We start from the raw sequence: 22,723 nt of genomic DNA, 5'->3' as shown, positions 1-22,723 counted from the left end.
GCGATGACGACAGCCGCAGCGGGGGGCGCCGACGAGGTGCCCCCCGCCGACACGCATTCGTCCGCGCGCCCGTCGGTGCCCGTGCCCCGGAAGCCGTCCGGCGGCCGGGACGCGGGGCCGACGCCCGCCCCCGACGGCGCCCCGTCCGGCTCCCCGGGGCGCCGCCTCCGGGGCGTGACCGGCACCCGCCGGGTCGTCGCCGCGCTCTTCCTGGCACCGGCTCTGGTGCTGCTCGGCGCGCTCGTGGTCTATCCCATCGGGTACTCCGTCTACCGGTCGTTCCTCGACCAGGCGGGCACGGGCTTCGCCGGACTCGACAACTACAAGGCGCTGTTCACGGACGAGACGATCCGTACGGCGATCAGGAACAACGCGATCTGGGTCGTGTTCGCTCCGACCATCGCCACGGCCCTCGGGCTGATCTTCGCGGTGCTGACCGAGCGGATCCGCTGGGGCACCGCGTTCAAGCTGGTCGTCTTCATGCCGATGGCGATCTCGATGCTCGCCGCGGGGATCATCTTCCGGCTGGTGTACGACCAGGCACCCGAGCGCGGGGTCGCCAACGCCGTCTGGGTGGGGGTGCACGACACCTTCGCCGAGTCGGCCGGTTACCCGAACGCGCATCCGCTGCCGGTCCACCCGCTGAAGCCGGGCAGCGGCGGCTCGTTCGTCACCAAGGCGCCGGTACGGGCCGGGGAGCCGGTGCGCCTGCCGCTGGTCGGCGTGGCCCCGGCGAAGATGCCGTCGGACGCGAAACCCGCGAGGGCCGCGAAGGCGGAGCCCGGCAAGATCACCGGCACCGCGTGGCTCGACTTCACCAAGGGCGGCGGCGGCCGGCCGAACGTCATCGACGCCAAGGAACTGGGGCTTCGGGGCATCGAGGTCCAGGCGGTCAAGGGCGGCGAGGTGGTGGCCTCCGCGAAGGCCGACGCGGACGGGGTGTTCACCCTGCCCGCCTCCGCCGACGGCGCCGAGCTCCGGCTCCCCGCCTCGAACTTCAGGGAGCCGTACAACGGGGTCGAATGGCTCGGCCCGACCCTCGTCACTCCGGCGATCATCGGCTCCTACGTGTGGATGTGGGCCGGGTTCGCGATGGTGCTGATCGCCGCCGGCCTGGCCGGCCTGCCGCGTGAACTCCTCGAAGCGGCCCGGGTGGACGGAGCGAACGAATGGCAGGTGTTCCGCCGGATCACGGTGCCGATGCTCGCGCCGGTCCTGTCGGTGGTGCTGGTCACGCTGATGATCAACGTCCTGAAGGTCTTCGACCTGGTCTTCATCATCGCGCCGGGTTCCTCGGTGGCCGACGCGAACGTGCTGGCGCTCCAGCTCTACCGCTCCTCGTTCGGCACGGACGCGGACCTCGGCATCGGCAGCGCCATCGCCGTGCTCCTGCTGCTGCTGGTGCTCCCGGTGATGTACGTCAACATCCGCCGCATCCGGAAGGAGGGGCGCCGATGACGACCGCCTCGACCACGTCCGCCGAGGCCGGGCCGGTGCGGGCCGAGCGGTCCCTCGCCGCCCGCGTCGCGGCCCGCGCCGGGGGCGGCGCGATGCGCGTCTTCCTCGTCCTGGTGGGCCTGTTCTGGCTGATGCCGACCGTCGGGCTGCTGCTCTCCTCGCTGCGCGGTGCGGACGACATCGCCGCCGACGGCTGGTGGAAGGTCTTCACCGCCCCGTCGCAGATCACCTTCGACAACTACGCCCGGCTGCTGGACAACTCGACGATCACCCACTCCATCCTGAGCACGGTCCTGATCACCGTTCCGGCGACCGTTCTCGTCGTCGTGCTCGGCTCGCTGGCCGGATACGCCTTCGCCTGGATGGACTTCCCCGGCCGCGACTGGTGGTTCCTGGTCGTGGTGGGGCTGCTGGTGGTGCCGGTGCAGGTCGCCCTCGTACCGGTCTCGAAGCTCTTCGGCGCGATCGGGATCTTCGAGACGACACTCGGCGTGGTGCTCTTCCACACCGCCTTCGGCCTGCCCTTCGCGATCTTCCTGCTGCGGAACTTCTTCGCGGAGATCCCGAGGGAGCTGCTGGAGGCGGCACGGCTCGACGGAGCGGGTGAGATCCGGCTGTTCACCCGGGTGGTGATGCCGCTGGGCGGTCCGGCGATCGCCTCGCTCGGCATCTTCCAGTTCCTCTGGGTATGGAACGACATGCTGGTCGCGCTGATCTTCGCGGACTCCGGTTCGCCGCCGATCACGGTGGCGCTCCAGCAGCAGGTGCGGCAGTTCGGCAACAACATCGACGTGCTGGCGCCCGGCGCCTTCGTGTCGATGGTCATCCCCCTGGCCGTGTTCTTCGCCTTCCAGCGCCAGTTCGTCTCCGGTGTGATGGCGGGCGCGGTGAAGTAGCGACGGCGGCACGCGCACGGCGAAGCAGCAGCACGCGCACGGCGAACGACGGCACGGGTGCGGTGCAGCGGCGTCGGGCGCCCGGGTGACGTACCGGCGAAGCGGTACGCACATCCGTACGTCGACACGGGGTGGTCCTGTACAACGCGGCAGGACCACCCCACCTGCCTTTCACGGATTTGCCGCGTTCTGACGCGACTGCCTCCGGAGCGGAACCCGTCCGGCGACGCGGTCAGCGTCGCTGGCCCGCCATCACCGTGATCAGGCCGACGACCACGAGCAGCGAGCCGCCCCAGGTCCACAGCGAGGTCCGCTCGTGCAGCACCGTCGCCCCGGCCAGCACGATCAGCAGGTACCCGAGCGCGTTGAACGGGTAGGCGATGGACAGCGGCACCGTCGCCAGGGTGGTCATCCAGGCGACGGCGGACACCGCGAAGACCAGCAGGCCGAGGACGACCCAGGGGCTGGTCGCGGCGCGCAGGACGACGGATCCGCCGCCGTGCGCGGCGGCAGCGGCCCCCTTCATCCCGTGCTTGAGCATGATCTGGCCGCCCGCCGACGAGAACACGGCGAAAAGCAGCAGCATCAGACTGGGGACGGTCAATGTCTTGCTCCTGACTGCGGTGGCCGGTGTCCCGGACTCCGGGGCGGGGGCGGGGCGGGGGACGGTGGCCTCGGACACGGACCCGGCCGCTTCCGGTACGGCCGCTTCCGGTACGGCCGCTTCCTGCATCGGGCGGGCCGCCCCGGTCGCCGGCCCGCTCGTCTCAGACGCCGACCCGGTCGGCGGGTACGTACTGTCGGTTGAGGATGTCCTGTACATCGACGTGCTCTCCAGCGATGATCGTCTCGGCCGCGTGCGGGGTGAGCAGGGCGACGTGCTGATAGCCGAACAGCGTCGGCCGGATCCGGGTGAGCAGCTTCGACAGCCCGCCGAGGACCGCGGGGAGCGGCCCGCCGCCGAGCAGCGCCCAGAACGGCGCCCCGGTGGACGTGAGGTCGAGGACGTCGTACCCGGCGCCGCGGACGGTGCGGCGCAGACTGGCCCGGGTGAAGAAGCGCAGATGGGTCTCGTCGAGGATGCCGCGCCGGTCGTAGTCGAAGACCCCGAGCGCGACCCGCAGCCGGGAGTACCAGTGGCTGAAGTTCGGTACGGAGAGCAGCACATGACCGCCGGGGCGCAGCACGGTCGCGACCTCGGCGAGGACCCGTTCGGGCCGGGAGAGGTGCTCGATGACGTCGCCGGCGACCACGTAGTCGTAGCCGGTGCCGACCTCCGGGGGGAGTCCCGTCTCCAGGTCGGCGAGGTGGAAGTGGGTGCACCTCTCGCGCACGCCGGGGACCTCGACGTAGTCGACGCCCGTCACCTCGTGGCCGAGGGCTTCGAGGCGCTGTGCGAACAGCCCTCCGGAGCAGCCGAGATCGAGGACCCGGCCGGGCGGCAGCCCGCGCATCCGTTCCAGGATGACGGCGTGCGAGGAGCCGTCGCCCTCCTTGAACGCGTATTCGACGGGCTTGGGGATCCAGGGGCAGGTGCCGAACCCCTTGACGGCGAGGCGGTATTCGAGGACGTCCTTGATGACGTCCTTCGCGTATTTCATGCCGTTCACGTAGCAGATCTCGTCGCCGTAGTAGGTGGGGACGGGGATCTCCTTGATCCGCATTCCGGCGTCGAGCAGCTGGACGATGATCTGCGTGTCGAAATCGAACGCGTCGGTGTTCCGGTCGATCGGCAGTTTCCCCAGCGCGGCGACGCTGTAGGCGCGGTATCCGGAGTGGAATTCGGTGAGCCGCGAGCCGAGGAGGCGGTTCTCCGCCCGGGTGAGAATGCGGTTGCCGAGCCATTTGTACATCGGCATGCCGCCCTTGAGGGCGGAGCCGGATTTCATCATCCGTGAACCGAAGACGGCCTCGCATTCGCCGCGTTCGATCGGCGCGACCATCTCGGGCAGGAATTCGGGGGCGTACTGCCCGTCACCGTGCAGCAGCACGACGATGTCGAGTCCGTGGGCGGCGGCCAGGGCGTAACCGGCCTTCTGGTTCCCGCCGTATCCGAGGTTCTTGGTGTGCCGCATGACGACGGTCCGCGGCATTCCCTCCGTCTGCGACCAGCGGCAGCCCGCGGTGAAGGTCGCGTCATGGCTCGCGTCGTCGAGAATGAGGATCTCGGCGACCTTGGACCGGAAGTCCTGCGGGATGCGGTCGAGGGTCCTCTCCAGCGTCGTCTCGGCGTTGTACGCGACCACCAGGATGCCGATCCTGGGGCTCGGGCTTTCCTTCACGGAACGTTCTCCAGTCGTGCTCGGTGCTCGGTTGATCGGGGCCGGGAACCCGGCGTCCGCCCGCTGGGGCGGGGCCCGGGCCCGGTGGTGGTCACCTGACGGGGGAACCGGCGGGCCGCGACGCGCGGGGCGCGGTGAGCGGGGCGGGCCCGGCGGCGCACGGCGGGACGGGCACGGACGGCGTCGCGGCGAGGATCGCGCGGACCCCGCAGGCGAGACCGACGGCGAGGACGGCCCAGCCCGCCTCCCCCAGGTGCATCACGGTCTCGCTCCAGCGCACGGCGGAACGCCCCATGTAGCCGAGGAGCGCGGTCAGGCCGAGCAGGCAGCTGTACGCGGCGCCCTCCCAGAAGCCGATGACGAAGAGGCCGGCAGCCGCCCAGGTCAGGTACTGGAGGGCGGACGCGGTGGACAGGAGCAGCAGCAGCCCCATCGTGAAGGCGACGACGACGGGCAGTTGCGCGGGCCGCAGCAGGGCCAGCCACACCCCGGCCGCCACGCAGGCCAGCACGAACAGGAAGTGCCCGTCGCCCTGGACGAAGGTGATGAACGAGTCCGGCAGCCCGGCCAGGTCGGCGAACCGGACGATGCCCCAGAGGCGGTGGTCGCCGCCCGCGTACTCCAGGACGTTCTCCTCGAGGTGCTGCGGCACGGTCGCCAGAACCGGCCCCCAGACGAGGGCGATCAGGGCGGTGAAGGCGGCGGTGAAGCGGAGGAGGGCCGGGCGGCCCGCCCCCAGCGCGACGACGAACAGCGCCGGGAGCGTCACCACGGGGATGAACTTGACGCTGATCGAGAGCGCCGCGGCCAGCCCCGCGGCCAACGGTGCCTTCCGGTCCACGAGGAGGTGGGCGGCGGCCAGGGCGAAGGTGATCGCGACCGCGTCGGTGTTGCCGTGGTAGCCGGAGGTGGCGATCAGTACGGGGCTGAGGGCGACGCCCACCCCGCAGGCGACCGCCGCGGCCGGGGAGCGCCGCCGACGCACGATTTCGAAGACGAGGAGCGCGCAGCAGAAATCGGCGATCGAGGCGGGCGCCCTGATAAGACTTGCGAACGGGATTCCGAGTTCGGAGAGTTCGTTCAGACCGAGCAGCATCCACCCGGCCAGGGGCGGATGGTTGTAGACGGGCAGCCCCGGAAGCGGTTGCTCGTAGATCCGAATGGGGCCGTACCGCGCGATGGCCGCGGCGAAACCGTGAAAGATGTGCACGTCGGCCGGTCCGGGTTTGTTGGCCGCGATCAGCATTCGGGTGAGAAGACCCACGGCGGCGGCGACGAGCACGGTCGTTCTCGCTCGTCGCACGCTCCAGGTTTCGCACCGCATTCGGATACCCATGAAAACAGAACGTAGCAACCCGTGGACGCTGAGCGACACAACAACTGCTCCCCGGTGAGCGGATCGCCGCGTCGATTCCCTGCGGATTCGTACGGACGTCCGCATTTCCGAATCATTCGAACGGCTCGGGCGGAACGCCTTCGGGCCCCCTGAGCATGCGGTCGGCCACGTCCGCCGCCGCGTGCCCGCGGTCCAGGTCGCAGAAGTCCCGGCGGAACGCCTCGTACGCCCGCGCGTGTCCCCTGGTGGCGCGCTCCGGGTCGCGCAGCGCCTCGACGAGTCCGGCGGCTCCGGGGATCAGCGGGCCGGGGGCGCGCGCCTCGAAGTCGAAGCAGAAGCCGCGCAGGGTGTCGCGGTAGTGCGCCAGGTCGTGGGTGTGGAACAGCATCGGGCGACCGGTCAGGGCGAAGTCGAACATCAGCGAGGAGTAGTCGGTGACCAGGGCGTCGCTGATCAGCATCAGTTCGCCGGCGTCCGGGTGGCGCGAGACGTCGCGGACGAAGCCGCTGCCGCTGTCCGGCACCCGGTCGGCCACCAGGTGGTGACGGCGCACCAGCAGCACGGTGTCGGCTCCGAGTTCACGCTCGGCGGCGGCCAGGTCGAGGCGCAGGTCGAGGGCGTACCGGCCGCCGCCGCGCGGCTGGTCGTCGCGCCAGGTCGGCGCGTACAGCACGACGCGTCGGCCCTCGGGGATGCCCAGGCGTTCGCGCAGGGCCGCGGCGACCTTGGCCCGGTCCGGGGCGTGGAACAGGTCGTTGCGGGGGTAGCCGCACTCCAGGACCTCGCCCCGATAGCCGAACGAGCGCCGCAGGACCGGAGTGGAGAAGCCGTTCGGGGAGACCAGGACGCTCCACTGGCGGGCGCGCCGCTCGATGGTGGCGATGTAGGCGGCGTCGGCCTGCGCGGTGCCCGCCAGATCCAGGCCGATGCGCTTGAGCGGAGTGCCGTGCCAGGTCTGGACGACGAACTGGTCGTCGCGCCGTTCGAACCACTCGGGGAGCTGGGTGTTGGTGACGATGTGACGGCTGGTCGCCAGTGCCTCGTGCCAGGCGGTCGAACCGTGCTCGACGGCGGTGACACCGGCCGGGACGCGCGCCTGCTGGTCGCGCACCACCCACAGGTGCTCGAACTCGACGCCCCGGCGCACCAGTTCCTCGTGGACGGCGCGCGGCGAGTCGGAGTACCGGCGGCCGTCGAAGCTGCTGTACAGGACGGTGTCGCGGACGGGCGCGGTGCGTCGGCTCCGGTACGTCCCGCGCAGCAACAGCGTGCCGCGCGGGCCGCGTTCGGCGGCCGGGAGCACCGGTGCGGAGTCGATCAGCAACTGGTCGTGGTAGCGCCGTTCGACGACGTACACGCGTCCGCCGAGGGTGCGGGCGGCGGGCAGGGTGCGGTGGGCGGCGGCCGGGATGCGCAGCGGGGTCTCGTAGGCGCCGCCCGCCACGCCGCCGACCGCGCCGGGCTCGCGCAGGAAGAGGTACCAGCGGCCCTGCCCCAGCGGCAGCGGTCCACCGGGTCCGTCGACGGCGTCCGGCCGGAACGCGGCCCGGAACCGCCGTGCCCCGCCGGTCCCGGAGAACGCGACGGGGAGGACGGCCTCCTCGTCGTGGCCGCTGTGCCGGGCCACGAGCACGGCGGGGCGCCCGGGGCGGCCCGGGAAGGTGCCCTCCAGGACGAGCCGGCCGCCGTCGGTCCAGGCCGCGAGGTCGACGGCGGGCTGGACGGTGCGGTCGGTGATCAGCAGGTTGCCACGCGCACTCGCGGTGAGGCCGAGTTCGCGCGGTGAGGCCGCGCCCGCCGTGTCCCCGTTCCCGCCCTCCCTCTCCCCGGTTCCGTTCCCGTCCAGCGGGTAGCGGCCCGGAAGCACCGGCCCCGGTACGTCGATCGGCGTGCGCCGCCCGTCCGGGCCGAGGAGATGCGCGCTGTACGCGATCTGCGCGGGCGGCGCCCCCTCCCCCGTACCCGCCCGGGCGGCGGCGCGGGCTGCGGCGAAGGCGTCGAGCGGAACGGTCGCGGTGAAGCGGCGCCAGCCGGACAACGCGGGTCCGGCACTCTCGTGGACCCTGACCGGGCGGTCGAAGGACGTCCCGGAGGGGAGGTGGGTGAGGGAGAGGCGCAGGGGCCCCACGGCGAGCCGGGCGCGGACCATGCCGTCGATCACCACACTGTCGCCCGGCCCGTCCGCGCCGGGTGCGCCGGGCACGACCTGGGCGCCGGATGCGCCGTCCACGCCGGGCACGACCAGTGCAGTGCGTGCGCCGGGCGTGACGTGGGCGGTGCGTGCGCCGTCCGTGTCATCCGGGCCGTCCGGGCCGTCCGTACCTACCGGACCGCCCGCCCGGTGGGACTCGAAACGGGCGTCGATCCGTTCGGCGTGCAGCACCAGCGTGCCGTCGTCGAAGGCGGGCACGATGCGGTGGTCGCCGTCGGGCCGGTGCACGGGCGGCGGGGCGGCCGCCTCGTTCGTCGAGAGGGCGGAGCGGCGCAGCATGCCGTGCCCGGCGATGCCGATCTCCGGGCGCCAGACGAGGCGTGCGGGCCCTCGGCGCGCGTCGATGCGGAGCCGGGCCGGGTCGATGACCGTCTCGAACCCGGAGCGGTCGTAGTCGTGCAGGCTCTGCCGCGACCGCGCGGTGGCCTCGGGATCGACGACGGTGCGCAGCCGCAGCGGCACCAGATGGCGGCGCCCGGCGCGCAGCCAGCCGGTCCGGAACTCGCTGACGCGCGAGGTGGCGGGCAGGTTCCGGATGTACGCGTACCCGGACAGATGCAGCCTGCCGTCCCGCCACCGGGCGTCCCGCAGCCGGGCGGTGAGCGGCAGGTCCCGTTCGGCGACCTTGAGCACGGGACGCGGGACGGGGCCGGTGAGCACCGGGAAGGAGGCGGTGCGCCGCCGCGTGCCCCGTACCGCGAACACGCCCGGCTCCGCCTTGTCGTGGGCGAGCAGTGCCAGCAGTTCGTCGGTCCGGCGCTCACGTACGAGATGCCACATCAGCCGCAGACGCACCGGCAACGCGTCCAGGACGGCGGGGTCGACCTGGTCGGTGAACTCGTTGGCGTACGTGAGGAAGGCGCGCCGGTAGTCCTCGTCGCCGTCGGGCAGCGCCTCCATGGAGTACCAGAGGTCGTTGGCGAGGACGTGTTCCTCGTACCGTCGTTTGTCGGCGGCGCCGCGGTGCTCGTCGAGGAAGGCGGAGACGCCGAGGACGTGCGAGGCACGGTCCTGGACGCCCCGGACGACGGCGCGGCGGGAGGTGATCGAACCCGCCCGTTCGCGCCAGTGGTAGACCGTGTCCTTCAGGACGTCGACGGACCGGGCCAGGAAGTGGGCGGGCAGGACGACCGGGATGTCCTCGTAGAGCGCGCCGACCGGGAAGGCGAAGGCGTGCTCGTCCCAGAAGGAGCGGCGGAAGACCTTGTTGCAGGCGATCCGGTCGGCGGCGAGGTCCCAGTCGCGGGAGATGTGGGTGCGCAGCCGGGTCGTCGCCATCGGCCTGCGGAAGTTGGGCGACTGCTGGAGCTTCCCGGAGGGGCGCAGCCGCAGCACGTTGCCGGACGCGAAGTCGGAGCCGGTCTCGTCCAGGGCCCCGAGGAGGAGTTCGTACGCGCGGGGCGGGACGACGTCGTCGCTGTCGACGAAGGCGAGGTGGCGGGCGCCCGGGTCGCAGTGGCGCACCCCGGTGTTGCGGGCGTGGCCGAGGCCGCCGTTGGCCTGGCTGACGAGCCGGAAGCGGCGGTCGCGGGCGGCGAATCCGGTGGCCAGGTCCGCGCTGGCGTCCGTGGACCCGTCGTCGACGATCACCACTTCCAGATCGGCCATCGTCTGCTCCGCGAGGGAGCTCAGACAGTCCGTCAGATAGAGCTCGACGTTGTGGACGGGTACGACGACACTGAGCCGTGGCGGCATGGTGGGCACGTCCGTTCATCGGGGGCCTGACTGTGCCTACGGCTCAACCTCGTGGGCGGCCGGGGGTCACCGGTCGTGGTCTCTCCCGAACGAGTGACGTCGGCAACGCCGTGCTTACGCTCCGCCATCCGGATGCGCCGTGCACTCCGGACTCACGCGCCGTCGCCGCCCTCGTCCAGAAGAACCGGCGCACCACGCGCTCGGCCGCGTGCCCGTCGTCGTACGCGCAGAAGCGCTCCCGGAACGCCGCCCGCGGCCGCGTCGAGCGGGCCGAGCGCCACTCGCCGGTCCTGAGGACCTCCAGCAGCTCGTCCTCCGCTCGTGGTGACCGTGCCGGGGGTCTCGCCGGGGCGCCCCGAGAGCCGGTCGAAGCAGGCACCGCGCGCGGCCCGGCAGGCGGCCCAGTCGGGGGCGTGGCAGACGATCGGGCGGTCCAGGCAGGCGTAGTCGAACATCAGGGAGGAGCAGTCCGGATCAACAGGTCGGAGACCAGGCAGAGTTCCTCGACGGACGGATGCGCCGTCACGGCCCGCTCCCGGGCGCTGTCGAGGCCGCGGGTCGCGGGCCGCGAACTCGGCGGCGATCCGGGCGCTGCCGTCCCGCGACCCGTCGTCGACGACTCGCAGCTCCGGACCGTCAATGCCCGAACTCGGATTCCAGGATCGCCCCGAGATATCCCTGGGCGCGGGGGACGGGCACGACGACGCTGAGGAGCACGGCAGCCGGGGGTAGCCGGGCGTCCGCCGTCCTCCGTACCGCGTGTTCACCCGTTCGGGGCAGTGCCGGTGACCGTGCGCGTCCGCCCCTGTTGTCCGGGCATGAAGCCGCGCCTCAGTGTCGTCGTTCCGGTCCACAACGTCGAGGACTGTCTGGAGGACTGCCTGCGGTCGGTGGCCGGACAGACGGTCTCCGACATCGAGGTGGTCCTCGTCGACGACGGTTCGACGGACGGCAGCACGGACATCGCCCGGGGCTACGCCGCCCGGGACCACCGCTTCCGCTATGTGCGCCGGGACAACGCCGGGCTGAGCGCGGCACGCAACACGGGCGTGCGGCACACCTCGCCGGATGTGCCGTACCTCGCGTTCGTCGACAGCGACGACGTCGTCGTCCACGACGCCTTTCAGCGGATGCTGGCCTCGCTGGAGACGACCGGCTCCGACTTCGCCACCGGCAATGTGTGGCGGCTGGACGAGCGGGGGCGGCAGCAGGCGTGGCAGTACCGCTGGCTGACCGCCACCCGGACGCGCGCCCACATCAGCCGCGAGCCACGGCTGCTCACCGACCGGGTCGCGTGGAACAAGGTGTTCCGGCGCTCCTTCTGGGACCGTCATTCCTTCGCGTTCCCGGAGGGGAGGCACTACGAGGACGCGCCCGTGATGATCCCGGCGCACTACCTCGCGGGCGCGGTCGACGTGCTGCACGAGCACGTCTACTACTGGCGGGTGCGGGAGGGGTCGATCACCCGGCGGTGTACGGACGCGCGGGGCGCACGGGACCGGATCGCGGCGTGCGAGCAGGTCAGCGCGTTCCTGGCGGGCCTGGGCGGAATGGCGAACGCGGGTGCGCGACGACGTTACGACCTGTCGTGCCTGCGCGACGACCTCGTGTACTTCCTGGAGGGGCTCGCGCGGGGCGGACCCGAGTACCGGAAGGCATTCATGACGGGCGCCGGCACGTTCCTGGACCGGATGGAGCACTTGGACGCGCCGGGCCGGGACGCGATCCAGGAACTGCCCGCAGAACTGCGGCTCAAGTGGCGGCTGGTGCGGGAGCGTCGACTGGCCGATCTGCTGTCCGTGCTCGCCTTCGAACGGGCCAACGGGGCGGGGACGTTCCTGGTCGGCGGGGTGCCGGGGCTACGGCAGGCCGGTATTCCCGGTCTGCCGGACGTCGTCCGCCTGGCACGCGCCGACCTCCCGGCCGTGGCACGGCTGTCGGAGGCCCGGTGGAGCTACGACGGGAAGCTGCGGCTGCGCGGTTACGCGTACGTCCGCAACCTCCCGGTCGCCTCGCCGCGCCACTCGCTGAAGATGGGCATGGTGCGCGCGGTACACGGCCGACAGCTGCGCACGGTACCGGTGCGAAACGTTCCGTCGCCCGAGGCCACCATCAACTCCGGTCAGGAGCTTCATAGTTACGAGAACTCCGGCTTCGAGCTGACCCTCGATCCGCGCCGGCTGCGGTCCGGTGAATGGCTGGTGGGCGTCATGGTGGCCGCGCACGGCACGGTCCGCCGGGTGGCCGTGCGCACGGCGGAGGCGGGGGCCGTCCAGCCGCTCGTCCACGACCTGGGCGACGGGCTGCGGGCGGTGCTCGACCACCGGGGAGGGCGGCTTCGGCTGAACCTGGTGCGGCTCCCGGCCCGGTGCGAAGACCGGCGCTTCGGCGAGAACGGCCCCCGCGGCGAGGGCGCGTTGGAGCTGACCGGTCGGTTGTACGCGGGCGCACGCCCCAAGGCGGTGGTACTGACCTGCGACGGGGTGCCGGACCAGGAGTTCGGCCACCCGGTCGAGTGCCGGGCGGACGGCCGGTTCACAGTACGGATCCCGCTGGCCGACCTCGCCGGGATGGCGTCCGCGCCACCGGTCCCGCACCGGGCGCCGCCCGAAGTGGAGCGGGAGCCCGGCGGGCGGTGGCGGGCGCGGCTGGTGCTGGCGGACGGCTCGCGGGTGCCGCTCGCCGCCGCCCCGGAGACGGCTCCGCCGGTGGTGGCGGACGCGGCGGGCGAGTTGGTGCTGGACCTGAGCGGACAGCCGTTCGTGGACGCGGCCGTCTGGACGGTGGAAGGGGCTCTGCGGGTCGAGGGGGTGACCGGGGCCGGAACGCGCCTGCGGCAGGCGGAGGGCCCGGCCCGGCTGGTCCTGCGGCACGAGACACTGCGCGAGACGGTGACGGTCCCCGTCACCCACGCGCCGCCGCGCGCGGGGGCGGGCGCGTACGGGAAGCCGGGCGCCGGGGCGCATGAGGGAGCGGGCTCCGGAACGTACGCCGGTGCGCATGTGGGAGCGCACGCCGACTCGTACGAAGGCTCACGCAAAGGGGCGTACGCCGATTCGTACGAGGAGGCGGATGCAGGCGCGTACGAGGGGCGCCGCTTCACCGCGTTCCTGGCGCCGTCGGTGGCGGCGGGACTGCACGAGGGTCGCTGGGAAGCGTATCTGGGCGGCCGTCCGGTCCGAGTACTGGCCGCGCTCGGCGCCCGGCTGCCGCTGCCCCGGCACGGCACGGACCCGGCGGCCCCCGCGCCCGACCGGGAATTCGCCCTGGAGCGCCGGTTCGGGGACCGGCTGGCGCTGCGGGCCGGCCCGGTCCTCCGTGCCACCGAGCGGGGCGCGTACCGCCGGGCGGAACTGCGCCGCACGCACTACCCGTCGCGGCGCACGCTCCCGTTGCGGGACGCCGTACTCTACGCGGGCGGCGGCACAAACGGCGGCGGACCGCGCGCCGTGCACGCCGAACTGGTGCGCCGGGGCGTGGAGACGGAGCACCTCTGGGTGACCGACGGGCTCCACGGCCCGCTCCCGCCCGCCACCGTCCCGGTCGTCGAGCACAGCGCCGCCTGGTACGAGGCGCTGGCCCGGTCCCGCCGGATCGTCACCGCGGGGCAGCTGCCGGAGTGGTTCGAGCGGCGGCCCGGCCAGACCGTCGTGCAGACCTGGCACGGCGCCCCGCTCGGCCGCTTCGGCACGGACCTGGGAGGCACCCTGTACGCCGACCACCACCGGCTGGCCTCGCTGCCGCGCCGGGCGGCCCAGTGGTCCTTCCTGGTCTCCCCCAGTCGCCACTCGACCCCGTTGCTGCGCCGCGCGCTCGGCTACGACGGCGAGGTCCTGGAGGCGGGGTCACCGGCCAACGACCTGCTCTTCGCCACGGACCGGGGCAAGACCGCCGAGCGATTGCGCCATCGGCTCGGCATCCCGGACGGCCGCCGTGTCGTGCTGTACGCACCGACCTACCGCGACCATCTCGCCCACCCGTCCGGCACCGACGGCGAGCACCCCCGCTACCGCTGGGACCCGGCCCTCGACCTGGCCGCCCTGTCCCGTTCCCTGGGCGACGGGCACACCGTGCTGGTGCGGCGCCACCCGCGGGTGACCGGGACCGTGCCCGAGGAGCACGGCGTGCGCGATGTGTCGGCGCACCCGGACGTCGCGGAGCTGCTCCTGATCGCTGACGTGCTGGTGACGGACTACTCGGGGGTGATGTTCGACTTCGCGCACACCGGCCGCCCGATGCTCTTCCACACCTACGACCTGGCCCACTACCGCGACACGGTGCGTGGCTTCTGCCTGGACTTCGAGACCCGGGCGCCCGGCCCGCTGCTCCCCCGCACCGACGACGTCGCCGGGGTACTGCGCGATCCCGGCAACCTGGCCGCCTCGGTCGCCCGGTACGCGGCGGCGTACGAGAGCTTCCGCAGGGACTTCTGCGACCTGGACGACGGCCGGGCCGCCTCCCGCGTCGCGGACCGGCTGCTGGCCGCAGGGTAGACGTTCAGCCCCGCCCGGCCACACGCCGCACGCCACGCGCCTCGAACCCTCACGCCGTGCGCGCCGTCCGCGCCGGGCGCCTTGAGGCGAGGTCCCGTACCAAGCACGCCGGGCGCGCCGTGGGGCCTCACGCCGTGCCCGCGCCGCCCGCCGTGAGCGCCGCGACCGCCGAGGCCGTCAGGTCGTCGAGGTAGCCCTTGGGCAACGGGGTACGGACGACGGCGAGCCGCCAGTAGAGCGGGCCGACGATCAGGTCCAGGGCCCGGTCCGGATCGCTGCCCTCGGGCAGTTCGCCGCGTTCCACCGCGTCGCGCACGACCACGGCGGCGATGCCCTGCTGCGGATCCAGCAGAGCGGCCTTGATGGTGTCGGCGATCTCCGGGTTGCGGACCGCCTCGACCAGCAGGTCCGGGATGACCTGCGAGGCGACCGGATGCCGCAGTGCGTAGGAGGCGAGCTCCAGCACGGCACGGACGTCCCCGTGCAGCGAACCGGTGGCCGGGGCCGGCATGCCCTGCACGGCCACGGCGGACACCAGGTCGAGCACCAGGGCCAGCTTGGACTTCCAGCGCCGGTAGACGGCGGTCTTGCCGACGCCCGCGCGCCGGGCGATGCCCTCGATCGACATCCGGGCGAACCCCACAGCGGCCAGTTCCTCGAAGACCGCGCTGCGGATCGCGTCGGTGACGTCCTCGCGCAGCACGGCGGCTCCGGCGGGGGCACGGCGGCGGGTTCCGGGGGCGGTGGTCATGGCCGAAGCATAGTCCGCCACGACGAAACGGTTGCGTTGCGACGTCGAAGCGTCCTACCCTCGGCGTTGCGACGATACGGTCCCGTTCCATCGACCGATCCCGTATTCCCCCTCCGTCGAAAGCGATCGTGGTGAGCCAGACAACGACCCCAGCGGCCCCGGCCGACACCCCCGCCGCCGCTGCGCCCCTCCCGGCGTACGCTCCGGGCGAGCTGGCCGCGCTCGCCGCCCGGCACGGCCTGGCCGTGAGCGGGGCACGTCCCTCGCTTGGCACCTACGTCCGGCAGCTGTGGGACCGGCGGCACTTCATCACGGCGTTCGCCACCGCCAAGCTGACCGCCCAGTACAGCCAGGCGAAGCTCGGCCAGATCTGGCAGATCATGACCCCGCTGCTGAACGCGACGGTCTACTACTTCATCTTCGGCGTGCTGATGGACACCAGGCGCAACGTCGAGGACTTCGTGCCGTTCCTCGTCACCGGCGTGTTCATCTGGACCTTCACCAGCAGCTCGATCACCGTCGGGACGCGCGCGATCAGCGGCAATCTCGGACTCGTCCGGGCGCTGCACTTCCCGCGCGCCTCGCTGCCGATCGCGTTGGCCCTCCAGCAGCTCCAGCAGCTGTTGTTCTCGCTGGCCGCGCTGGCAGTGATCCTGATCGGGTTCGGGCAGTTCCCCAAGCCGTCCTGGCTGCTGGCGATCCCGGCACTGTTCCTCCAGTCCGTGTTCAACACCGGCGTGTCCATGGCGGTGGCGCGGGTCACCGCCAGGACCCCGGACATCGCCCAGCTGGTGCCGTTCGTCCTGCGCACCTGGATGTACGCCTCCGGCGTCATGTGGAGCGTCGACCAGATGCTCAAGGGCGACCGGGTCCCGCACATCGTCGAGGTGGCTCTGAAGTGCAATCCGGCCGCCGTCTTCATCGACCTGATGCGGTTCGCGCTCATCGACAGCTTCGACGCGTCCCATCTGCCGCCGCACGTCTGGGCGATCGCGGCGGGCTGGGCGCTGGTATGCGGCGTGGGCGGTTTCTTGTACTTCTGGCAGGCGGAGGAGCGGTACGGACGTGGCTGACCACAACGGCAACACCGGCGGCGGCAATGGTGTCGGCGACGAGCGCGTGCCGACCGTCGTCGTGGACGACGTGCACATCACGTACAAGGTCAACGGCGCCCGTGCCGGGCGGGGCAGCGCGACCTCGGCGCTCAGCCGGATCGTCTCGCGCCGGCAGGCCCCCGGGGTGCGCGAGGTGCACGCCGTGAAGGGGGTGAGCTTCGCCGCGTACCGGGGCGAGGCCATCGGCCTGATCGGTTCCAACGGCTCGGGCAAGTCGACGCTGCTGAAGGCGATCGCCGGGCTGCTGCCCGCGACGAAGGGCCGGGTGTACACCCAGGGTCAGCCCTCGCTGCTGGGCGTGAACGCGGCCCTGATGGGCGATCTGACCGGGGAGCGCAACGTGGTGCTCGGCGGTCTCGCGATGGGCATGTCCCGGGCCCAGGTCCGCGAGCGCTACCAGGAGATCGTCGACTTCTCCGGCATCAACGACAAGGGCGACTTCATCACACTGCCGATGCGGACGTACTCCTCCGGCATGGGCGCCCGGCTGCGCTTCTCGATCGCGGCGGCCAAGAGCCACGACGTGCTCCTGATCGACGAGGCGCTGTCCACCGGGGACGCCAGGTTCCAGCGGCGCAGCAAGGAACGGATCGTGGAGCTGCGCGAGGAGGCCGGGACGGTCTTCCTGGTCAGCCACAGCAACAAGTCGATCACCGAGACGTGTGAACGGGCGATCTGGCTGGAGGCCGGGACGCTGCGGATGGACGGTCCGGCGGACGAGGTCGTGGCCGCGTACGAGAGGTTCACGTCCGGCGGCAGATGACCGGGCCGTCGGACCGTCGGACACCCCACGAGCGCAACGACGACGAGGGCGTTCTCAGCTGTCCCGTCCCGTCCCCCGCCGTCGGGCGCCGCGCACCCTCGTCGGGTGGAGCGCACGCCCCCGGCGGGCGGGCCTGCCCAGTGCTGTGGCCGGAAAGGATTGCCGGTGAACCTTTCCGGTCGCAGCGCTAGTGCCGCTCCCGGCAACGTTTGCCCCGTCGCACCGTCCGGCACGCACTCCCCCAAGGCCTCAAGGGCCAGGGGGGACCCCCTTCGGCGTTGGCCGAAAGCCCACGTAGCCCTTCCCCAAGCTCTCGACTTCGTTCGAGCAGGGGAGACCCCATCCGAGGGCTTTCGGCCGCCTTGCGATCATGGGGTCTCCCCCTGCTCGAACAAGGCTGAGAGCTTGGGGAAGCACCGGACGCCGCTCCTTCCGGGCAAACCTTGCCGGTCGCAGCGCTAGCCGTGCGTGCGCAGCAGCGTCCGCATGGTCCGCATGGCCACCGACAGGTTCGCCAGGTCGAACGCGTCCGACCCCCGGATCTCCTCCAGGGTGGCACGCGACCGGGTGAGGATCGCCGCGTTCTTCTCCTCCCACGCCTCGAACCGCTCCGGGGGCGTCGAGCCCCCGTTGCCCACGGACAGCACGTCCGCGGTGAGCGCGGCGTGCGCCGCGTACAGGTCTTCGCGAATGGAGGCACGGGCCATGGACTGCCAGCGGTCGGCCCGCGGCAGCTCGATGATCCGGTCCATCAGCTGGGTGATACCGAGCCGGTGGGCGAGGTCGTAGTACACCTCGGCGACGGCGAGCGGCTCCTTGCCGGTGCGCTCCGCGATCGCCACGACGTCCAGCGCCGGGAAGGCGGAGGAGAATCCGGCGACCCGCTGGGCCAGCTCGCCCGGGACGCCCGCCTCGGTCAGCTCGTCCAGGATCGACTGGTACCAGTCCAGGTCGGCGCCCTGGAGCACCTTCGGCAGCTCGGCCCAGACCTGCTCGACGCCCGCCCTGAAGAAGTCGATCGTCTCGGCGATCGCCAGCGGCTGCGGCCGGTTGCCGAGCAGCCAGCGCGTACCGCGCTCGACGAGTCGGCGCGAGTGCAGCCGGATCCGGGTCTGGACGTCGGCGGCGACCTCGTTGTCGAGCGCCTCGACGGCGTCCCACACCTGGCCGAGCCCGAAGATCTCACGGGCCGCGAACTGCGCCCGCACGATCTCCTCGATGGACGCGCCGGTCTCTTCCCGGAACCGGTGCAGGAAGCTCGAACCGCCGGTGTTGACGGTGTCGTTGACCAGGACCGTGGTGATGATCTCGCGGCGCAGCGCGTGCCCGTCGACCGCCTCGGTGAACTGCTCGCGCAGCTGGTGCGGGAAGTAGGCGTGCAGCAGCTTCTGGAGGTGCGGGTCGTCCGGCAGGCTGGTCCGGATGAGGTCCCGGGCCGCCGTGATCTTGGTGTAGGCGAGCAGCACGGCCAGCTCCGGCTGGGTCAGCCCCTTGCCGCCGTTCAGCAGCTCGCGGATCTGCCGGTCGCTGGGCAGGAACTCCAGCCCGCGGTCCAGGTCCCCGTCGCGGCCCAGTCGGCGCATGAAGCGCTGGTGGGCGTGGAGCAGGGAAGCCGACTGGGCGGTGGCGTTGGCGAGCGCCACGTTCTGCGCGTAGTTGTTGCGCAGCACCAGGCGGCCGATCTCGTCGGTCATCTCCGCGAGCAGCTTGTTGCGCTGCTTGACGGTCATGTCGCCGTCGCGGACGAGACCGTTGAGCAGGATCTTGATGTTCACCTCGTGGTCGGAGGTGTCCACACCGGCGCTGTTGTCGATCGCGTCGGTGTTGATCCTGCCGCCGCCGCGGGCGAACTCGATCCGGCCGAGCTGGGTGGCGCCGAGGTTGCCGCCCTCGCCGACGACCTTGGCCCGCAGGTCCCGGCCGTCGACCCGGATCGCGTCGTTGCCCTTGTCGCCGACGTCGGCGTTCGACTCGGCGGAGGACTTGATGTACGTGCCGATGCCGCCGTTCCACACCAGGTCCACGGGGGCCTTGAGGATGGTCTGCATCAGCTCGGCGGGCGTCATCTTGGTGATGCCCGGCTCGATGCCCAGCACCTTGCGCATGTGCGCGTTGACCGGGATGGACTTGGCGGTGCGCGGGTGCACGCCGCCGCCCGCGGAGAGCAGGTTCTTGTCGTAGTCGGCCCAGGAGCTGCGCGGCAGGTCGAAGAGGCGGCGCCGCTCGGCGTACGAGGCGGCGGCGTCCGGCGTCGGGTCGATGAAGATGTGCCGGTGGTCGAAGGCGGCCACGAGGCGGATGTGCTCGGAGAGCAGCATGCCGTTGCCGAACACGTCACCCGACATGTCACCGACGCCGACGACCGTGAAGTCCTGGGTCTGGGTGTCGTGGCCGAGCTCGCGGAAGTGCCGCTTGACGGACTCCCAGGCGCCCCGGGCGGTGATGCCCATGCCCTTGTGGTCGTAACCGGCGGAACCTCCGGAGGCGAACGCGTCGCCGAGCCAGAAGCCGTATCCGACGGCGACCTCGTTGGCGATGTCGGAGAACTTCGCGGTGCCCTTGTCGGCGGCGACGACCAGGTAGGTGTCGTCCTCGTCGTGCCGGACGACGCCCTCGGGCGGCACGACCTCGCCGGCCACCATGTTGTCGGTGATGTCGAGCAGCGCCGAGATGAAGGTGCGGTACGAGGCGATGCCCTCGGCCATCCAGGCGTCACGGTCGACGGCCGGGTCCGGGAGCCGCTTGGCGACGAAGCCGCCCTTGGCGCCGACCGGCACGATGACGGTGTTCTTCACCATCTGCGCCTTGACCAGGCCGAGGATCTCCGTGCGGAAGTCCTCCCGCCGGTCCGACCAGCGCAGACCGCCTCGGGCGACCTTGCCGAAGCGCAGGTGCACGCCCTCGACGCGCGGCGAGTAGACCCAGATCTCGAACGCCGGACGGGGCGCGGGCAGGTCCGGGATGGACTGCGGGTCGAACTTCATCGAGACGTAACCGTGCGGCTCGCCGTCGGCCCCCGTCTGGAAGAAGTTGGTGCGCAGGGTGGCCTTGATGACGGTGAGGAAGGAGCGCAGGATCCGGTCCTCGTCGAGCGAGGCGACCTGGTCCAGGGCCCCGTCCAGCTCCTCCAGGAGTCCGTCGGTCAGCTCGGTGCCGGCGCTCTGCCGCTCCGGGGACATCCGGGCCTCGAAGAGGGAGACCAGCAGCCGGGTGGTGTGGACGTTGTTGCGGAGAGTGCTCTCCATGTAGTCCTGGCTGAAGGTCGAACCGGCCTGCCGCAGGTACTTCGCGTAGGCGCGCAGCACCATCGCCTGGCGCCAGGTCAGCCCGGCGCCCAGCACCAGCGCGTTGAAGCCGTCGTTCTCGGCCGCGCCGGTCCACACGGCTGCGAAGGCGTCCTGGAACCGGTCGCGGGCGTCGTCGGCGAGGTAGGCGCCGGTGCCGTTGGTCTGCGGCATCCGCAGACCGAAGTCGTAGATCCACGCGTGGGTGCGGTCCGCGCAGCGCAGCTCGTACGGGCGCTCGTCGACGACCTCGACGCCGAGCCGTTGCAGGGCGGGGAGGACTGCGGACAGGGAGACCTGCTCGCCGGTCCGGTAGATCTTGAACCGGCGCTCGCCCGGGGCGGCGCCGACCGGCTCGTACAGGCTGAGGGCGAAGTCCTTCTCGTCCTTCTTGAGCGCTTCGAGGTGGACGAGGTCGGCCACCGCGGCGCGCGGCGAGTGGTCGGCCTTGTAGCCCTCGGTGAAGGCGCGGCCGTACTGGCGCAGCAGCTCGGCGGCGCGCTCCTCGCCGCACTCGGCGGTGAGGGCCTCCTGGAAGCCGTCGGCCCAGGAGCGGGCGGCCTCGACGAGCCGGGCCTCGATGCGGTCGGCCTCGGCGTCCGTGAGGTCGGGCAGCTCGGTGCCGGGCGCGACCCGGACCACGAAGTGCAGCCGGGAGAGGATCGACTCGGTGTTCCAGGCGGTGAAGTCGACGCTGGTGCCGCCCAGCTCCTCCTTGAGGATGTCGATCAGGCGCAGCCGTACGCCGGTGGTGTAGCGGTCGCGCGGCAGGTAGACGATCGCGGAGTAGTAGCGCCCGTACTCGTCCTGGCGCAGGTAGAGCCGCAGCCGACGGCGCTCCTGGAGATACAGCACGGAGGTGACGACGGAACGCAGCTGGTCGACGGGCGTCTGGAACAGGTCGTCGCGCGGGTACGTCTCCAGGATCTGGAGCAGGTCGCGGCCGTCGTGGCTGTTGGGCGAGAAGCCCGCGCCGTCCAGCACCTCGGCGACCTTGCGGCGGATGACGGGCACCCGGCGCACGGACTCGGTGTAGGCGGCGGACGAGAACAGGCCGAGGAAGCGGCGCTCCCCGATGACGTTGCCTTCGGCGTCGAACTTCTTCACGCCGACGTAGTCGAGGTAGCTGGGGCGGTGCACGGTCGCCCGGCTGTTGGCCTTGGTGAGGACGAGGAGCTTGCGCTCGCGGGCCTTGGCCCTGACGTCGGCGGGCAGCCGGTCGAAGGACGGGCTGACGGGGTGGGCCTCGTCGACGCTGTGGTGCGGGTCGGAGCGCAGGATGCCGAGGCCGGTGCCGGGCACGGCGGCCAGCGCGTCGGTCTCCTTGAGCTCGTACTCGCGGTAACCGAGGAAGGTGAAGTGGTCGGCGGCGAGCCAGCGCAGCAGCTCCCTGGCCTCGTTGACCTCCTCGTCAGCGAGGTCGTCCAGCGGCTCGGCGGGCAGGTCGTCGGCGATGCGGAGCGCGGCGTCGCGCATCTTCTCCCAGTCCTCGACGGCCTCCCGTACGTCGGACAGCACCCGCAGCAGGTCGGCGGCGATCTGCTGGAGGTCGGAGCGGTCGGTCTCGCGGTCGATCTCGACGTGGATCCAGGACTCGACGAGCGCGTCGTGCGGCAGCTCGGTGCCCTTGGCCCCCTTGGCGCCGGTGCCCTTCGTCGCCTTGGCGCCCTTGGCGGGCTTGGCGTCCTTCCGGCCCTGCGGGGTCGCCTGGAGGCCGTTGCCCTCGGAGAGGACCTCGATGAGCTTGCCGGTGACGTCACGGCGCACGACGACCTGCGGGTGGATCACGACGTGGATGCCGCGGCCCTGGCGGGACAGTTCGTTGGTGACGGAGTCGACCAGGAACGGCATGTCGTCGGTGACGACCTCGACGACGGAGTGGCTGGACATCCAGCCGTTCTCCTCGACGGTCGGGGTGTGCACCCGGACGTTCGCCGTGCCCTGCGGGCGGACCTCCGCGAGCCGGTAGTGGGAGGCGGCTGCGCCGAACACGTCGACGGGGTCCCGGCCGCTGATGTCCTCCGGAGCGGTGTGCAGGTAGTAACGCTGGAGGTACGCGAGGATCGTGTCCTGTCCGGGACGCTCCTGTCCCGTCCCGTTGCCGTCGGCCCCGGCGCCCGCCTGCGGGGCACCACCCGGGCCACCGACACCACCGCCCGGGCTGTGCTCAGCTACCTTGGCGGCCCGTGCGAGCAGCTCGGCCTTGGCTTCGTCCAGCTTGGTCTGCATGTCCTCTGGCTCCTGTCGCGCGCCGTTGCGTGACGTAGGTGTAAACAGTGACGTACCGCCACGACACGGGTTTTCCGGTCTGAGTCGACGGTATGCCGCTATGAGGGGTGTCCGGGGCGGTATCGGTAATTCTTGACCGTCGGCCCGGGTGGAGAGGATCAGGCATGGCCCGGGTGCTGAGGCACTCCGGGCGCAGATCGGGGGCTCCG

General features: G+C 71.9%; 11 protein-coding genes and 1 pseudogene. 5 read left to right on the top strand and 7 right to left on the bottom strand.

Annotated elements, in window-relative coordinates:
• Window positions 1-3: 3 nt before the first annotated feature.
• Both ACFYY6_RS13790 and ACFYY6_RS13785 read left to right on the top strand, forming a co-directional pair.
• Entirely contained in the window at window positions 4-1,458 is a 1,455-nt protein-coding gene (locus ACFYY6_RS13790; RefSeq protein WP_351516624.1) for a sugar ABC transporter permease, read from the top strand.
• Window positions 1,455-2,354, top strand: a complete 900-nt coding sequence (locus ACFYY6_RS13785; protein WP_351516623.1) for a carbohydrate ABC transporter permease — start codon at window positions 1,455-1,457, stop codon at window positions 2,352-2,354. The genes ACFYY6_RS13790 and ACFYY6_RS13785 overlap by 4 nt, the downstream gene beginning before the upstream one ends.
• Before the next feature lie 232 nt (window positions 2,355-2,586).
• Here the strand turns inward: ACFYY6_RS13785 and ACFYY6_RS13780 are convergent, their stop codons facing one another.
• From ACFYY6_RS13780 to ACFYY6_RS13760, 5 genes and pseudogenes are all read right to left on the bottom strand, one after another.
• On the bottom strand, window positions 2,587-2,958 hold the full coding sequence (locus ACFYY6_RS13780) for a hypothetical protein (RefSeq protein ID WP_242433902.1): 372 nt from the start codon (window positions 2,956-2,958) through the stop codon (window positions 2,587-2,589).
• Window positions 2,959-3,121: 163 nt separating this feature from the next.
• Entirely contained in the window at window positions 3,122-4,636 is a 1,515-nt protein-coding gene (locus tag ACFYY6_RS13775; protein ID WP_351516622.1) for a bifunctional glycosyltransferase/class I SAM-dependent methyltransferase, read from the bottom strand.
• A gap of 91 nt (window positions 4,637-4,727) precedes the next feature.
• The gene (locus ACFYY6_RS13770) at window positions 4,728-5,939 is read right to left on the bottom strand and encodes a glycosyltransferase family 39 protein (protein ID WP_351626807.1); all 1,212 of its coding nucleotides are present in this window, start codon (window positions 5,937-5,939) and stop codon (window positions 4,728-4,730) included.
• A gap of 145 nt (window positions 5,940-6,084) precedes the next feature.
• Window positions 6,085-9,888, bottom strand: coding sequence for a CDP-glycerol glycerophosphotransferase family protein (locus tag ACFYY6_RS13765; protein WP_389193168.1), 3,804 nt, complete (start codon window positions 9,886-9,888; stop codon window positions 6,085-6,087).
• A gap of 34 nt (window positions 9,889-9,922) precedes the next feature.
• Window positions 9,923-10,405: pseudogene (locus tag ACFYY6_RS13760) on the bottom strand (CDP-glycerol glycerophosphotransferase family protein); the annotation flags it as partial.
• A 292-nt stretch (window positions 10,406-10,697) separates the two neighbouring features.
• Here ACFYY6_RS13760 and ACFYY6_RS13755 point away from each other — a divergent pair.
• Window positions 10,698-14,372, top strand: a complete 3,675-nt coding sequence (locus ACFYY6_RS13755) for a CDP-glycerol glycerophosphotransferase family protein (protein ID WP_389193165.1) — start codon at window positions 10,698-10,700, stop codon at window positions 14,370-14,372.
• 127 nt (window positions 14,373-14,499) lie between these two features.
• Here ACFYY6_RS13755 and ACFYY6_RS13750 read toward each other — a convergent pair whose 3' ends face one another.
• Window positions 14,500-15,123, bottom strand: coding sequence for a TetR/AcrR family transcriptional regulator (locus ACFYY6_RS13750; RefSeq protein ID WP_386607605.1), 624 nt, complete (start codon window positions 15,121-15,123; stop codon window positions 14,500-14,502).
• 128 nt (window positions 15,124-15,251) lie between these two features.
• Between ACFYY6_RS13750 and ACFYY6_RS13745 the strand changes: the two genes are divergently transcribed.
• Together ACFYY6_RS13745 and ACFYY6_RS13740 are read left to right on the top strand one after the other, a co-directional pair.
• Window positions 15,252-16,196, top strand: a complete 945-nt coding sequence (locus ACFYY6_RS13745) for an ABC transporter permease (protein ID WP_351516618.1) — start codon at window positions 15,252-15,254, stop codon at window positions 16,194-16,196.
• Window positions 16,189-17,001, top strand: a complete 813-nt coding sequence (locus tag ACFYY6_RS13740; protein WP_351516617.1) for an ABC transporter ATP-binding protein — start codon at window positions 16,189-16,191, stop codon at window positions 16,999-17,001. The genes ACFYY6_RS13745 and ACFYY6_RS13740 overlap by 8 nt, the downstream gene beginning before the upstream one ends.
• 458 nt (window positions 17,002-17,459) lie before the next feature.
• Here the strand turns inward: ACFYY6_RS13740 and ACFYY6_RS13735 are convergent, their stop codons facing one another.
• Window positions 17,460-22,514: an NAD-glutamate dehydrogenase gene (locus ACFYY6_RS13735; RefSeq protein ID WP_351525494.1), complete on the bottom strand. Its 5,055-nt coding sequence runs from the start codon at window positions 22,512-22,514 to the stop codon at window positions 17,460-17,462.
• Window positions 22,515-22,723: the final 209 nt, after the last annotated feature.

Origin of the sequence: Streptomyces sp. NPDC001750 (genome assembly GCF_042892615.1) — a bacterium.
Classification (GTDB): domain Bacteria; phylum Actinomycetota; class Actinomycetes; order Streptomycetales; family Streptomycetaceae; genus Streptomyces.
This window is presented reverse-complemented; position numbering and strand designations above follow the sequence as displayed.